The organism is Streptococcus infantis (genome assembly GCF_047465185.1).
GTDB lineage: Bacteria > Bacillota > Bacilli > Lactobacillales > Streptococcaceae > Streptococcus > Streptococcus infantis_O.
In genome coordinates this window covers 93,804-108,660 of the sequence record NZ_JASHAJ010000001.1, presented here as the reverse complement: position 1 = coordinate 108,660, position 14,857 = coordinate 93,804, and the positions used below count along the sequence as shown (strand labels likewise).

The 14,857-nt window shown below is 41.6% G+C and carries 12 protein-coding genes; all 12 read right to left on the bottom strand.

Annotated elements, in window-relative coordinates; all coding sequences use genetic code 11:
• Positions 1 to 51: 51 nt before the first annotated feature.
• Positions 52 to 921, bottom strand: coding sequence for a helix-turn-helix domain-containing protein (locus QM382_RS00530; RefSeq protein ID WP_414272094.1), 870 nt, complete (start codon positions 919 to 921; stop codon positions 52 to 54).
• Positions 922 to 923: 2 nt separating this feature from the next.
• Positions 924 to 1,310, bottom strand: coding sequence for a Mini-ribonuclease 3 (locus QM382_RS00525; protein ID WP_004251273.1), 387 nt, complete (start codon positions 1,308 to 1,310; stop codon positions 924 to 926).
• Entirely contained in the window at positions 1,303 to 2,646 is a 1,344-nt protein-coding gene (cysS, locus tag QM382_RS00520; RefSeq protein ID WP_178894719.1) for a cysteine--tRNA ligase, read from the bottom strand. Before cysS ends, QM382_RS00525 begins: the two co-directional genes overlap by 8 nt.
• A gap of 43 nt (positions 2,647 to 2,689) precedes the next feature.
• On the bottom strand, positions 2,690 to 3,451 hold the full coding sequence (locus QM382_RS00515) for a nucleoside phosphorylase (RefSeq protein ID WP_414272093.1): 762 nt from the start codon (positions 3,449 to 3,451) through the stop codon (positions 2,690 to 2,692).
• A gap of 35 nt (positions 3,452 to 3,486) precedes the next feature.
• Positions 3,487 to 4,104: a serine O-acetyltransferase gene (gene cysE / locus QM382_RS00510; protein WP_414272092.1), complete on the bottom strand. Its 618-nt coding sequence runs from the start codon at positions 4,102 to 4,104 to the stop codon at positions 3,487 to 3,489.
• 14 nt (positions 4,105 to 4,118) lie between these two features.
• Positions 4,119 to 6,341 carry a polyribonucleotide nucleotidyltransferase gene (gene pnp, locus QM382_RS00505; protein ID WP_414272091.1) on the bottom strand — a complete coding sequence of 741 codons (2,223 nt, stop codon included), beginning with the start codon at positions 6,339 to 6,341 and terminating at the stop codon, positions 4,119 to 4,121.
• Positions 6,342 to 6,920: 579 nt separating this feature from the next.
• A complete protein-coding gene (gene metF / locus QM382_RS00500) occupies positions 6,921 to 7,781 on the bottom strand; it encodes a methylenetetrahydrofolate reductase [NAD(P)H] (RefSeq protein WP_414272090.1) in 861 nt (286 codons plus the stop codon).
• Positions 7,782 to 7,843: 62 nt separating this feature from the next.
• Positions 7,844 to 10,093 carry a 5-methyltetrahydropteroyltriglutamate--homocysteine S-methyltransferase gene (gene metE, locus QM382_RS00495; RefSeq protein ID WP_414272089.1) on the bottom strand — a complete coding sequence of 750 codons (2,250 nt, stop codon included), beginning with the start codon at positions 10,091 to 10,093 and terminating at the stop codon, positions 7,844 to 7,846.
• Between the two features lie 350 nt (positions 10,094 to 10,443).
• Positions 10,444 to 10,737 carry a helix-turn-helix domain-containing protein gene (locus QM382_RS00490; protein WP_049504013.1) on the bottom strand — a complete coding sequence of 98 codons (294 nt, stop codon included), beginning with the start codon at positions 10,735 to 10,737 and terminating at the stop codon, positions 10,444 to 10,446.
• Positions 10,738 to 10,921: 184 nt separating this feature from the next.
• A complete protein-coding gene (locus QM382_RS00485; protein WP_414272088.1) occupies positions 10,922 to 11,287 on the bottom strand; it encodes a TIGR02328 family protein in 366 nt (121 codons plus the stop codon).
• The gene (locus tag QM382_RS00480) at positions 11,271 to 11,675 is read right to left on the bottom strand and encodes a YbgA family protein (RefSeq protein ID WP_414272087.1); all 405 of its coding nucleotides are present in this window, start codon (positions 11,673 to 11,675) and stop codon (positions 11,271 to 11,273) included. The genes QM382_RS00485 and QM382_RS00480 overlap by 17 nt, the downstream gene beginning before the upstream one ends.
• A gap of 100 nt (positions 11,676 to 11,775) precedes the next feature.
• Complete coding sequence (locus QM382_RS00475) at positions 11,776 to 14,820, bottom strand: type I restriction endonuclease subunit R (RefSeq protein ID WP_414272086.1); 3,045 nt, start codon at positions 14,818 to 14,820, stop codon at positions 11,776 to 11,778.
• Between the last annotated feature and the right edge of the window lie 37 nt (positions 14,821 to 14,857).

The window sequence follows — 14,857 nt, the reverse complement described above, 5'->3', positions numbered from 1 at the left end:
TGGCAAGGTGACCAAAAAAATAAAAAAGTTCTGTGCAACTTGCACAAAACTTTAAATAATATCTGATAAAATCAACTGATAACACAAGGTCAAATCTGTCAATTCTTTCAACTGAAGCCCTGTCAATTCTTCCCATTTATCAATCTTGTATTGGAGAGAATTGCGGTGCAAATACAGTTGTTGTGCTGTTTTAGTTAGGACTGCACTATTTTCCCATAAGGAGAGAATGATTTCCTGAATTTGATCCTGGTCCAAAATCATCTGGTGGAGATAATCTTTGATCAAACCAAGATCCACCATTTTTTCACCCATACTCCAAAGGTAGAGCTGAGAAAACGTATGGAATCCTTGGTGTCCTTGTCGCCACCAGTTTTTAAACAAGTCACGTTCTGCTTTGATGAGATCTGTCAAACTCTGATTTCCTGTTTGCGACCAGACCTGACCAAGCATGATGGATAAGCGAACCCCAAAGTCATACTCTACTGCTTCCAAGGTATCTGTTAAGATAGACCGAACTGAAGTGTATTTGTCCTGTTGGAGAACAAACAGGTAATCCTGAGCTCCCACCTGAAGCACTGTCTCGCAATTAGGAAAGAGGGTTCTCATCATATCCAACCAAGAAGTCAAGTTTTCCTGTTGGTAATAGGAAAGGTGACAATAGACAACTTGTAGCTTTTTAAAACTTTGCGGTGCTTGTCCCTTGCCCTCAATCAAATAGCTATACCAGGGATTGAGCGAGATCGTTTGCTCCTGCTGGGTTAAGAGAGCCACCAACTGTTTCTCACGTTCACTTAGTCCAATTTCCTCCAGTAAAATCCACTGTTGCGAGGAAACTGGCAGCGTAAGAAAACCTTCCTTATCAATTGGCTGATCTACAATTTGAGCTTGTGGAAACCAATCTAGTAATTCTTTTGCAATCATTCCTAGCCCTCCACTTTTTGGATACACCAAGAAATCAAGGTTTCTAGGCGCTCCACATTTTCAGTCATATGAAGATAACCCATGACCGCTTCAAAACCTGTAGACATACGGTAGGTCACTACATCTGCGTTCTTTGCCTTGGTATGACTATTGGTATTGCGACCACGTTTATAGATTTCTTCTTCCTTTTCCGTCAGGACTTCTTCTTCTAACATAAGGGAAATCAAGCGTGCCTGAGCCTTGGCTGATACATACTTAGTGGCCTCTTGATGGAGTTTATTGGGCTTGGTCATGCCTTTAAGAATGAGATGACGGCGAATATACATAGAATAAACCGCATCTCCTTCAAAGGCTAGCGCAATCCCGTTAATGAGATTGACATCAATCACGTGTCCACCTCACTCCATCCTTGGTATCAAGTAGTTTAATCCCTTGAGCAGCTAGTTGGTCACGGATTTGGTCAGCTGTCGCAAAGTCACGATTGGCACGCGCTTCTTGGCGTTTTTGAATCAAGGCTTCAATCTCTTCATCCAAAACTTCCTCAACAAAGACAACTCCAAAGACTTCCAACATGGCTGCAAGAGTTTCCTTAACACTTGCATCATAGTTACCTGAGTTGATCCATTTGGCCATTTCAAAGACAACAGTGATTCCATTAGCTGTATTGAAATCCTCATCCATAGCTGCTACAAACTTATCTTTAAAAGCTTGCAATTCTTGAGCATCTACATCTCCAGTAAATGGTTGCTCGTAAGTGTTCTTCAAATACTTGAGATTAGTCTCGGCATCGCGCACAGCCTTTTCCGTAAAGTTGATAGGTTTGCGGTAATGCTGAGTCGCAAAGAAGAAACGAAGCACTTGACCGTCGATAGTTTTGAGGGCATCGTGTACCGTAATGAAGTTCCCCAAAGACTTGGACATCTTGACATTGTCGATGTTGACAAAGCCATTGTGCATCCAGTAGTTGGCAAAAGTCTTGCCTGTTTTAGCTTCAGATTGGGCAATTTCGTTGGTATGGTGAGGAAACTCAAGGTCAGCTCCACCACCGTGAATATCGATGGTATCGCCTAAAATCTCCGTTGACATAACCGAACATTCGATATGCCAGCCTGGACGACCAGGCCCCCATGGACTGTCCCAAGAAATCTCACCTGGTTTGGCTGCTTTCCAAAGAGCAAAGTCTACAGGATTTTCCTTGCGAGCTGTTTCTTCGTCTGTCCGACCTGAAGCACCTAATTCCAAGTCTTCTAGGGTTTTATTAGCTAACTTAGCATAGTTGTGGGATTTTTCTACACGGAAATAGACATCCCCTTGACTCTCATAGGCAAAGCCTTTTTCAATCAAGTCTTCTACAAAGCGGATGATATCAGCCATAAACTCGACTACACGAGGATGGCGAGTCGCAGGTTTCACACCCAAAGCCGTCACATCTTCCCGAAAGGCAGCGATATACTTGTCCGCTACTTCCTGAGGTGTGATACCTTCTTCCTTAGCACGGTTAATAATCTTATCATCCACATCTGTGAAGTTAGAAATATAGGCAACCTCATAGCCACGATATTCAAAATAGCGACGAATAGTATCAAAAGCTACCGTTGAGCGGGCATTCCCCACGTGGATATAGTTATAAACTGTTGGCCCACAGACATACATCTTGACCTTGCCGTCCTCGATTGGGACAAATTCTCGTAAATCACGAGACATGGTGTCATAGATTTTAATCACTCACTGACTCCTTTCTCTTTCTTGTTTATCGTAAAGAGTAGTTTCAATCCAGCTCTCTGGCAATTACTAAGGCTATCTCAAAGAAAGTCATAGCATCTGCTTTTCTTTCTTCGCGTCTGGCATCCCACTCATGATTGTGATGGTCGACATAGTCAGCTGTATAGAAAAATTGATAGACCTGGGCTTGTCGATATTGGGCCCAGGCCATGATAGCCGAAGCTTCCATATCTACAACTCTAGCTCCTGCTTCAAGTCTTCGTTTGACCTTAGCAGCTGTCTCACGATAGAAGGCATCTGTGGTCCAAGACTTTGTTCGAATATGCTCAACACCAGCTTTATCCAAGGCGTTTTCCATAGTTAAGAGTAGAGATCGCTCATAGGCTATTTCATCACTTGCTGGAGCATAGTGATAACTAGTACCTTCATCACGTAAAGCCGAGCTTGGTAAGATAATCTTATCTGCTTGAATAGACTGGTCTAGAACTCCGCAAGATCCCAAAACAATAAAGTTCTTAAATCCTCTTGCTTTTAGTTCTTCTAAGAGTCCAACAACCATTGGAGCTCCAATAGTAGCCATAGCAACTGCTACCTTACTCCCATCTTTTTCATAGATATACCATGGCAGTTTGCCATTTAGATTGGTAAGATAGCCACCTTCGTAGACACCTTCTATCTGCTTTACTCGTTCAAGGATTTCTCCATTAAAAGACAAGATAATAGTATCACAAACTTCTCCACCACTAAGGAGGCTTCGATCAGTTGGCTCGATAACAGCAGGTACATTTTCAAATTCTTCTAATAGCATCGACCTAACCTCCTAAATTAACGAATCACTTCTCCTTACAAACCAGACGACCTGTGACTGGCTTCTCTCGCTTGCTCGAGTTTATTGACGTAGTATTCACGTTTTTCTTCGACTTCGTGAATGGTTGGTTCATCCTTTTGCCCGTGAACACGAACAATCTTAGCAGGAATGCCGACAACCGTCACGTCGCTAGGAACATCTGCTACAACAACTGCTGCGGCACCGACCTTGGCATTTTCACCGATTTCTACAGGTCCGATGACTTGGGCATGAGCAGAAATGAGCGCTCCCTTACGCACGGTCGGATGTCGTTTGCCAACATCCTTACCAGTCCCACCGAGAGTGACACCGTGGTAGAGAAGAACACCCTTCTCAACAATCGCCGTCTCCCCAATCACAAGTCCTGCCCCATGGTCGATAAAGACACCTGATTCGATCTGAGCTCCAGGGTGAATCTCAATCTGAGTCCAAAAACGCCAAAACTGGCTATGCATACGAGCTAAAAGCTTAAAACCATTCTTCCAGAGAAAATGAGAGAGACGGTGGGCAGCCAAGGCTTTCACACCAGGATAGGTCAAAAGAACCTCCAAAGTGGTGCGAGCCGCTGGATCATTTTCTTTTACGATATCAATGGTTTCACGCCACCATCCCATACATTTCTCCTTTCTTATTCTGAGTCTTTTGGTGTTTCAGTAAATTCTTTCTTTGGTTTGTGGTCCTTGTGATGGTGACGAGGACGATCGCCATGGCGATGACCCTTTTCACCTTTTTCTTCTGAACGTTCAGGTTTTGGCGGACGTGGCAAGAGTGCCTTCATAGAAGCATCTACACGACCTTTTTCATCGATCTTGATAATCTTAACATCCACAAAATCACCAATTTGAACTAAATCTTCTACATTATTAGTACGAGTCCAAGCCATTTCAGAGATGTGTACGAGGGCATCTGTCTTGTCAAAGAGGTTGACAAAGGCACCAAATTTCTCGATACGAACAACTTTGGCATGGTAGACTTCGTCCACTTTGGCTTCACGAACCAAACCAGCAATGATTTCTTTAGCGCGGTTAATGGCATCTTGGTCGCTAGAGTAGATAGATACGTTACCTTCTTCGTCGATGTCAATCTTAACGCCTGTTTCAGCGATGATCTTATCGATGGTTTCTCCACCCTTACCGATGACAATCTTGATCTTGTCCACATCAATTTTGATGGTATCAATTTTCGGAGCAGTTGGAGCCAATTCTGGACGAACTTCTGGAATAGTTGCTTCGATCACATCAAGGATTTCAAAACGAGCTTTCTTGGCTTGAGCAAGAGCCTCCGTCAAGATTTCTGCAGTAATCCCTTGGATCTTGATATCCATTTGAAGGGCTGTAATCCCGTCACGAGTACCTGCAACCTTGAAGTCCATATCTCCAAAGTGGTCTTCCAAACCTTGGATATCTGTCAATACTGTATAGTTGTTACCATCTGAGATAAGTCCCATAGCAATCCCTGCTACTGGCGCCTTGATTGGAACACCACCAGCCATAAGGGCAAGAGTTCCGGCACAGATAGAGGCTTGAGATGAAGAACCGTTTGATTCCAAGACTTCTGCTACTAGACGGATAGCGTATGGGAATTCTTCCAAGCTTGGCAAAACTTGAGCAAGGGCACGCTCACCAAGAGCACCGTGACCAATTTCACGACGACCAGGTGCACCGTAACGTCCAGTTTCCCCTACAGAATATTGTGGGAAGTTATAGTGGTGCATAAAGCGTTTCTTGTACTCTGGATCCAAACCATCGATGATTTGCGTTTCACCCATTGGCGCCAAAGTCAAGATAGAAAGAGCTTGCGTTTGTCCACGAGTAAAGAGACCTGAACCGTGCACACGGGGAACGAAGTCAACAACCGCATCCAAAGGACGGATTTCATCGACCTTACGACCATCAGGACGTACCTTGTCTTCTGTGATCAAACGGCGCACTTCTGCGTGTTCCATTTGTTCCAAGATTTCAGCTACATCACGCATGATACGATCAAATTCTTCGTGGTCTGCATATTTTTCTTGATAAACTGCTGTGACTTGGTCTTTCACTGCTTGAGTTGCAGCTTCACGAGCTAATTTTTCTTCTACTTGGACCGCTTTTTGGAGGTCACTGTTGTAAGCTGCGATGATTTCAGCTTGCAATTCAGCATCTACATGAAGCAATTCCACTTCTGCTTTTTCTTTACCAACTGCCGCAACGATTTCTTCTTGGAAGGCAATCAATTCTTTGACAGCCTCGTGTCCTTTGAGAAGAGCTTCCAACATGATTTCTTCTGACAATTCTTTGGCACCAGACTCTACCATGTTGATGGCGTGTTTAGTACCTGCTACTGTCAATTCAAGAAGCGATTGCTCTGCTTGTTCTTGCGTTGGGTTGATGATGATTTCCCCATCCACATAACCCACTTGTACCCCAGCGATTGGTCCGTCAAACGGAATATCTGAGATAGAAAGTGCCAATGATGAACCAAACATAGCTGCCATTGGTGCAGATGCATTTTCATCGTAAGAAAGAACAGTATTGATGACTTGCACTTCATTACGGAAACCTTCCGCAAACATTGGACGGATTGGACGGTCAATCAAACGCGCTGTCAAAGTCGCATCTGTTGAAGGACGTCCTTCACGTTTCATGAAGCCACCAGGAAACTTCCCAGCCGCATACATTTTTTCTTCGTAGTTGACTTGAAGCGGGAAGAAATCCCCAGTTGCCATCTTCTTAGACATAACAGCAGCAGTCAAGACGGTTGACTCACCGTAACGCACCACAACAGAGCCATTTGCTTGCTTAGCAACCTGACCAGTCTCTACGATCAACTCACGACCCGCGAAAGTCGTTTGAAACACATGTTTTGTCATTTTAATCCCCTTTGGATTGTTAATATTATACGCCTTGCCTACAAAGATCAAGATACTAAGGCCGCAAAAAGCAAAGTAAAAATAGGAAACTGGTGAAGTCTTCGATGAAGACAAGTCAGTTTATCTTTTTTACACAGCTTTTCGGACGGGTTCAATTACTCAAGATATTTTGGACGGTTCGGCTTGCCGAACATTTCTGTAGAAAAATAGGAAGGTGACGTCGCACTCGATGAGTGCTAGGAAGCTTATCTTTTTTCCTAAGAAATGAGGCCAAAATTCAATTACTCAAGATACTAAGCCGTTAAGCAACTCAAAGGAAAATAGGAAATCAAACGACGGAGCGACTGCTCCTAGGAGGATTTATCTTTTCCCACAGAGTTGTAGGCGGGTTCAATTACTCAAGATATTTTGGACTTTTTGAGTTTCGTTTTCGCAACCTTTACAACCTAAATACCCTCATCTTTGTATCAAGTACGTACAGAGTCTATTTTATCATATTTTTCTTAAAAAGTACGGTCTTTTCTATAAAAAAAGAAACCATTCTGCTATGAAAAGAAGAATGGTTTGCTTTTTATTATTTTAAGGTTGGTGATTGAACAAGGCATGGGTTGCTTGGTGGATGTACTGAGCAGTGTCTGCATTGTTCATGGTGTAGAGATGCACGCCTGCTACGTCTTGCGTTACCAAGTCCACGATTTGGTCTACGGCATAGGCAAGTCCTGCTGCTCTGAGTGACTCAGGGTCATTCTCATACTTGTCCAAGATAGCCTTAAATTTACGTGGGAGATGGATATTCTCACAAGTCTTCAAGAGACGAAGCGCTTGGTTACGATTCAGGATTGGCATGATACCTGCATGAATGGGAACATCAATCCCTGCCAAGGTACATTTGTCTTGGAAATCGTAGAAACGCTCATTGTCAAAGAATAGCTGAGTGACAAGGCTTGAACAGCCTGCATTCACTTTTCTCTTGAGATTTTGAATATCTGAGATTTGGTTTGGCGAATCCGGGTGCCCTTCTGGATAACAAGCTCCAATAATATCAAAGTGTGGCGCCTGTTCAGTGATAAACTCAATCAAGTCTGTGGCGTAACGGAAATCCTTCTGTGGCTCAACACCTGGAATGATATCCCCCCGAAGAGCCAAGATTTTCTGAACACCAACTTTATCCAAATCCGCAATGGTCTCAGCCACCTTATCCTTAGTCAAATAGATAGCTGGCAAGTGAGCAATGGTTGGAATCTCCAAGTCATTTTGGATATAATCAGCCAAACGAACCGTCGTCTCTTTGATATTAAATTTATTATTACTAGCAGTCACACTGATGAAGTGTGGTGCCAAGCCCTGCATGTCTTTCAGGGCTGCAATAATTTTGTCATTGCCTACTTCTGGGTTTGGAGGGAAAACTTCAAATGAGAGGGACGGTGTTTGACGTGACATATGTATGAACCTTTTCTAGTTGATTTCTTACTGATCAACCGTGTAGAGAGAACTGTCTTTTCTTACAATTTCTCACGCGCAGCTTTCGCAGCGTCTACAAGGCGGATCAAGCTTTCTTTCGTTTCTGGGATACCACGTGTTTTCAAACCACAGTCAGGGTTGATCCATACTTTCTTGCTTGGAACTTTGGCAAGGATAGCTTCGATTGTGTGGTCGATTTCGCCTTCGTTAGGCACACGAGGAGAGTGGATATCGTAAACTCCAGGACCCACTTCTGTCTGGAAGTTTTGAGCTTTAAGTTCGTCCAAGATTTCAAGATTTGAACGGCTAGCTTCAAATGAGATAACGTCCGCATCCATGTTGTCGATAGCTGGGATGATATCTGTAAATTCTGAGTAACACATGTGAGTGTGGATTTGTGTATCTGGTGCTACTGTTGAGTGTACCAAGCGGAAGGCTGGAATAGCCCAGTCAAGGTAGTCTTCGTACCAGTCGCTACGACGGAGTGGCAATTTCTCACGAAGAGCAGCCTCGTCGATTTGGATGATTTTCACGCCTGCAGCTTCAAGGTCAAGAACTTCATCCTTGATTGCAAGAGCGATTTGAAGAGTAGAATCCTTGATAGAGATGTCTTCACGTGGGAATGACCAGTTAAGAATTGTAACAGGTCCAGTCAACATACCTTTAACAGGTTTGTCCGTACGGCTTTGTGCGTAGCTAGACCATTTCACAGTGATAGGGTTGAGACGAGTCACATCACCCCAGATGATTGGTGGTTTAACCCCACGCATACCGTATGATTGTACCCAACCGTTCTTAGAGAAGAGGTAACCTGACAAGTTTTGACCGAAGTACTCAACCATGTCGTTACGCTCGAATTCACCGTGTACAAGCACGTCAAATCCAACTTCTTCCTGCCATTTGATCCATTCGTCGATCGTTTCAGCAAGGAAGGCATCGTATTCTTCTTGTGACAATTCACCCTTACGGAAGGCCAAACGTTTCGCACGAACTTCCTTAGTTTGAGGGAATGAACCGATTGTTGTTGTTGGAAGAGCTGGAAGTTTGAATGCTTCTTCTTGGATTGCTTCACGTTCTGCAAAGGCTGGCAAACGAGTGTAGTCTGCGTCAGTCAATCCAGCGATACGCGCACGAAGTTCAGCATTTTCACCAACACGTTCAGTCGCAAAGAGTTCTTTGTTTGCTGCAAGAGCTTCTGCACCTTGACCGTTGCGGATAGCATCCAAGTCACGGATCTCATCCAATTTTTCAACTGCAAATGCAAAGTGGTTCAAAATAGCTGGTTCAAAATCTTCATTAGCAGTTGTAAATGGCACATGAAGAAGTGAGCATGAGCTTGTCAAAACGATATTTTCAGCTGGGATTTGCTCAAGAATAGCCAAGCTCTTTTCGTAGTTGTTACGCCAGATGTTCTTACCATTGACAATACCTGCATAGAGAGTCTTGTCAGCTGGGAAGCCACCTTTAACGAGTTCAAGAGTTTTCTTACCTTCCACAAAGTCAAGACCGATTGCATCTACTGGCAATTTCACAAGGTCAGCGTAGACGTCACGAACGTCACCGAAGTAAGTTTGAAGCAAGACTTCAAGACCTTTTTTATCAGCCAAGAGTTTGTTGTAGATGTTCAAGAAGAGTGCTTTTTCTTCTTCTGTCAAGTCTTTGACAAGAGCAGCTTCATCGAGTTGGATACGAGTTGCACCAAGTTCAGCCAATTTCGCAAAAACATCTTGGTAAGCAGCTACTAAGCTATCCACGAAATCTTCTGCTTTCACGCCTTCTTCAAAGTCTGACAATTGAAGGAAAGTGAATGGACCTACAAGAACAGGACGAGTGTTAAGACCAAGCTCTTTAGCTTCTTGGAACTCATCGAAAATCTTGTGACCAGCCAATTTGACTTGAGTGTCTTTTTCAAATTTAGGAACGATGTAGTGGTAGTTAGTGTTAAACCATTTCTTCATCGGAAGGGCACGAACATCCCCTTTTTCTCCTTGGTAACCACGTCCCAAAGCAAAGTAGCGTTCAAGATCTGACAAGTCCAAGTTTTGAACAGATGCAGGAACTACGTTAAAAAGGAAAGCAGCATCAAGGAAGTTGTCATAGTGAGAAAAGTCATTTGATGGGATTTCAGTGATGCCTTTTTCTTTAACGATGTTCCAGTGTTTTGCACGCAATTCTTTCGCAGCAGCCAAAAGTTCTTCTTCTGAGATTTCTTTTCTAAAGTATTTTTCAGTTGTAAATTTTAATTCGCGGAATTCACCCAAACGTGGGAAACCGATAATTGTAGTTGACATGTTTTGTCCTCCAAAAATTGTTGTTGAAACTATCTTAACAGAAAAGAAAGCGTCTGTATAATTGTAAAAAATTAGGCTTTGATATAGTTTGAAACTATATCTTTTTTCAAAGGACAAAAAAAGATTTGGAGAAGATTCCCCAAATCCTTTGATAGATATAGATTAGTAACCTTTCAAGGTTGCTACATTTATTGTAAAATTCCAGTAATCTGAAAGCTGACTATGACTTGTTATTAGAAAAGACTATAGGTTAGTTTTCTTTTGTAATTCTGATATTTCCCTGAAAAGTGCGGACGGGAGGTAAAATTATCCAGTAGATGATTTTAGCAAACCATGTCATTCCATCCCTATCAACCTTTTTCCTGTTCAAGTGGGACAACTGCGAGTGTCTTGCCTAAACTGGCTAGAACTTTTAAGACGGTATCCAACTGAGGACTGGTCTTGCCGGTTTCCATCCTGGCTATGACAGGCTGGCTCACTCCACTAAGTTCTTCTAGCTTTTTCTGACTAATTCCTTGCTCACGTCTAGCTTCAATCAATTCACTCATAATTGCCACCCGCATATCACTTTCAAGGATTTCCTCCTTGGTAAAAAGTTGAGACCGAACATCCTTCCAGTTACTCCCAATGGCACTATTTTTCATCACTTACTCCTCTTTCTTTTAAGTCCTTCAGTTCACGCTTGGCTTTTTTAAATTATAACTTAAAAGTTATTAAAAGTAAATCCAAATACTTATTAAAAGAAGACCTTAGAATCATTCTAAAGATCTCATTTTTATTATTCGAAAAAATACGAAAAGAGTTATAAAGTGGAGCTAATCCTGACTCTTACTCCAGCTCGATCCCCTTCTCTCTGAGATTAGCCAGACACTCCTCATAGTAGGCAGCGTCATGCTCGCTATAGATGGGACTTTTCAGCTTTTCCTCTGCTAAGTCTTCATAGGAAGGACAGGTCTTGCCTCGGTAGTTCTTGTCCAGCCACTCTGGACTGACCTTGTAGCCACGGCTAGCCATCTCCTCCATGATCAAACGATGATAGGCATAGAGACGATAGGGCGAATGGGTAAAGACATAGTCAACCGTTGCATGCTTTCTGCCCCAGCCATTCCCACGCAGGGCACAGCACTCTCGATGTTGTCCTAAGAGCTGAGGACGGGGAAGTTGTGAAATCAAAGCCTCATGCCAAAGTCTCATGGGAGTCTCCTTTCAACAAGGTAGAATCTTGCAGATAAGCATTTGGGTAACGCTCCAGCAAATCTCGAGTCCTTGCAATCAAATCTTCCTTAGAAGCTTGACCAAAGCGATAGCGATCCAGCAAGAGCATATAGTCTTTGCGCTCATCAGGACTGGCGTTCTTTTTAAAATAGCCCCAAATATGCTGAAAAGCATTGCAAACCTGACCCCTGTGCTCTGGAATCTGGCAGGCACGGTCAATCATCTCTTGAACCTGACTCAGCTCCACCACTTCTTGCTTGAGATACTGGCGAATATCCTTGTAAATATTGCTAGAATGGCTCAAAACAAGGTATTTATTTTCCGCCCAGAGTTGCTGACAAAGGGCACGTTGGTTGTTATTTCCCATATTTCTCCTAACTTTTTACTAGTTCCCAGGAAATACGGAAACAAAGTTGTATTTTTAAAATGAGCGAATTGATTTTTAGATGAATCTAACGTCCACTTTACTAAATTCCTGAATAAATCTCTACTAATGTTTGAATCTGATGTAAAACTTCTTGTTTCTTACGTTCACGAGCTCCTTGTCTACGGGTAGTCGGTGGAATAATCGAATCCAGATCAGCTCCACTATTCTCAGCATAACCACGTTGAATAGATCGATCAATGAATAATTGATAATCTTTTACAAGATTTTCAGATTCTGCTAATTCACGAATAGCGACTGCTTTACGTTCTTTACCATAAGCATAGAATGCATTGATAATTTCATCATGGTCTTTCAGACTCGCTAAATCAGTATCATTGATAAAGCCAATCACCAACTCTTCCTTAGCACGAATATCAATACTTGACCGAATAACACGGCTAACTTCAGATTTCATTGCTTCCTTAGACTCAGAGTTCTTCGATTTTTCAACAATTAATGCGAGTATATAGTCCAGATTAATCTCGTCCGTTTTTAAGAGCTCAATCTCAAATTCAATATCTGAAAGGTCAACACCTAGATCTTTCGTTCTTTCATAGTTTTTAAGGTTTAAGAATTCATCTCGAATTTCCACGTAAGAGCTTCTTAAATCTTGGAGATAACCTTCAGAGATAGACTTTTCGATTTCCTGAAATTCATCATAATTTCGAAGAACGTTATCTAGCTTCAGAAACTCACCAAATAATTTAACAAACTCTTTTTTATCACGTTCTGTTTCTATTTCTTGTGGGTTCGGGAATCTTTCCAGAATTTCCTGACAAACTTCTGTATAACCTTTAACCTTGATACCAGTTACCTGATCCACGAAACCATCCATGTATTCGCTAAAACTTTTTTCTAAGATAATATCAAGTTTATTGGTATCCCCAAAGGTTCTAATAGCTTCTTGAGTAGCTTTTTCTAAATCACGGAAACATACGATATTCCCAAAAGGTTTAACTTTGTTAAAAATTCGGTTGGTTCTAGAAAAAGCCTGAATCAAACCATGATAACGTAGGTTTTTATCAACAAAGAGAGTATTCATAGTCGGAGCATCAAAACCTGTCAAGAACATACCCACTACAATCAACAAATCCACTTCCTTGGACTTAACTCGTTTAGAAAGGTCACGATAGTAATTTTGAAACTCTTTCCCATCAGTCGAAAAGTTGGTCTTGAACATTTGATTATAGTCGTAGATTGCCTTAGAAAGAAACTCTTTAGACGAAAGAGGCATGGCTGTATCTTGAGGGTCTAGCTCTTCATCTTGAATTTCTCCATACGCTGACTGTTCTTCGTTAGGCGCAAAGCTAAAGATAGTCGCGACCTTCAAACGCTTAGCTTCTGGTAATGCCGCTTGTTGTCGCTGAAGTTCTTCATAGTATAATTTCGCAGCTTCAATACTTTGTACAGCCAGCATGGCATTAAATCCAGACAGTTGTTTTTGTTTGTGAGTGTAGTGTTGATTTCGGTGCGTTTTGTCATTATAAACTCTCAACAGGTACTCTGTGATGGTTGCAATCCGTTCAGGATGCAAAAGTAGTTCCTTCTCCATCTTTTTGAGTTTCTTCTCATCGAGCTCTCGACCGATTGCCTTTTCTGCTTCTCTATACTTATTGATTTCAGGCTTGATATAGTTATAGTCGACTTTGAACTTCAACACTTTTTTATCTCGAATAGCATCTGTGATAACGTAGTTATGAAGTTGCTCTCCAAAAACCTCTTGTGTTGTTTCTCCTGTTAAGCTATTTTCTGGGAAAATCGGAGTGCCTGTAAAACCAAATAGAGCATACTGTTTAAAAGCTTTTTTGATACGCTTTTGTGCCTTTCCAAACTGGGAGCGGTGACACTCGTCAAAAATCAAGACACATTTCTTACTGTAGATTTCATGATTTGGATTCGCAGTGATAAACTTATTTAATTTTTGAATGGTTGTGACAACAATTTTTCCATCATTTTCTTCAATACTACGTTGGAGTTCTTTCGTATTGTTACTACCATTGACTGAATTTGGTTGGAATTTTTGATATTCCTTCATGGTTTGATAGTCAAGGTCTTTTCTATCCACCACAAAAATCACTTTGTCAATATAGTCCAACTCTGTTGCTAAACGAGCGGTCTTAAAACTAGTCAGAGTTTTCCCAGAACCAGTCGTATGCCAGATATAGCCACAAGCATTGATTGTACCGAAATTCTTCATTTCATTTGTGGAATGAATCTTTCGTAAAATACTCTCCGTTGCTGCTATCTGATAAGGGCGCATGATGAGTAAGGTATTATCAGCATCAAAGACACAATACTTGGTCAAGACTTCCAAGAGGACTCGCTTACTCAAGAAAGTGACAGTAAAGTCTTCTAAATCGTGAATGGTTTTATTTTTACGGTCTGCCCATTCACAAGTGAACTCATAATGATTTTTATTTTGAGCTGTCGTATTTGCAAAGTAGCGTGTATAGGTTCCATTTGAAATAACAAAAATTTGAATGTATTTGTATAAAGAATTTTCGCTATTGAAACTTTCCTTGCTATATCTATGGATTTGTTCAAAAGCTTCTTTAAGACTAACCCCTCGTCTCTTCAATTCAATCTGAACTAACGGCAGACCATTCACTAAAATAGTAACATCATAACGGTTGGTATGACTACCCACTTGGGTCACTTGGTTGATGACCTGCATGCTGTTGTTGTGAATGTTTTTCTTATCAAGAATGAAAATATTTTTAATTCGTCCATCATCAAAGACAAAATCATAGATATAATTCTCTTGGATTTTTCGAGTTTTTTCAACTAACCCTTCATTGGGACAATCCAGATACTCTACTACAAAGCGATCCCACTCCGCATCCGTAAAAGTCACCTTATTCAGTTTTTCTATTTGCACCTTAGCATTTGCTAAGAGCTCTTCAGGTGTATGAATATTTAAGCGTTCATAGTTGAGATGATTTACCAAATCAGAAATTAACTGATTTTCTAAATCAGCCTCTGTCTGATATTCTCTATCCGTACGATACTCTGGTTGATACTCAGCCAAGAGAATCCCTTCATTTGTTTCCGCAATTACTTCATGTATTTTTGAATAATCAACCATAGCATGCTTCCTTTTTTGTTTTAATTGAGATTCTATT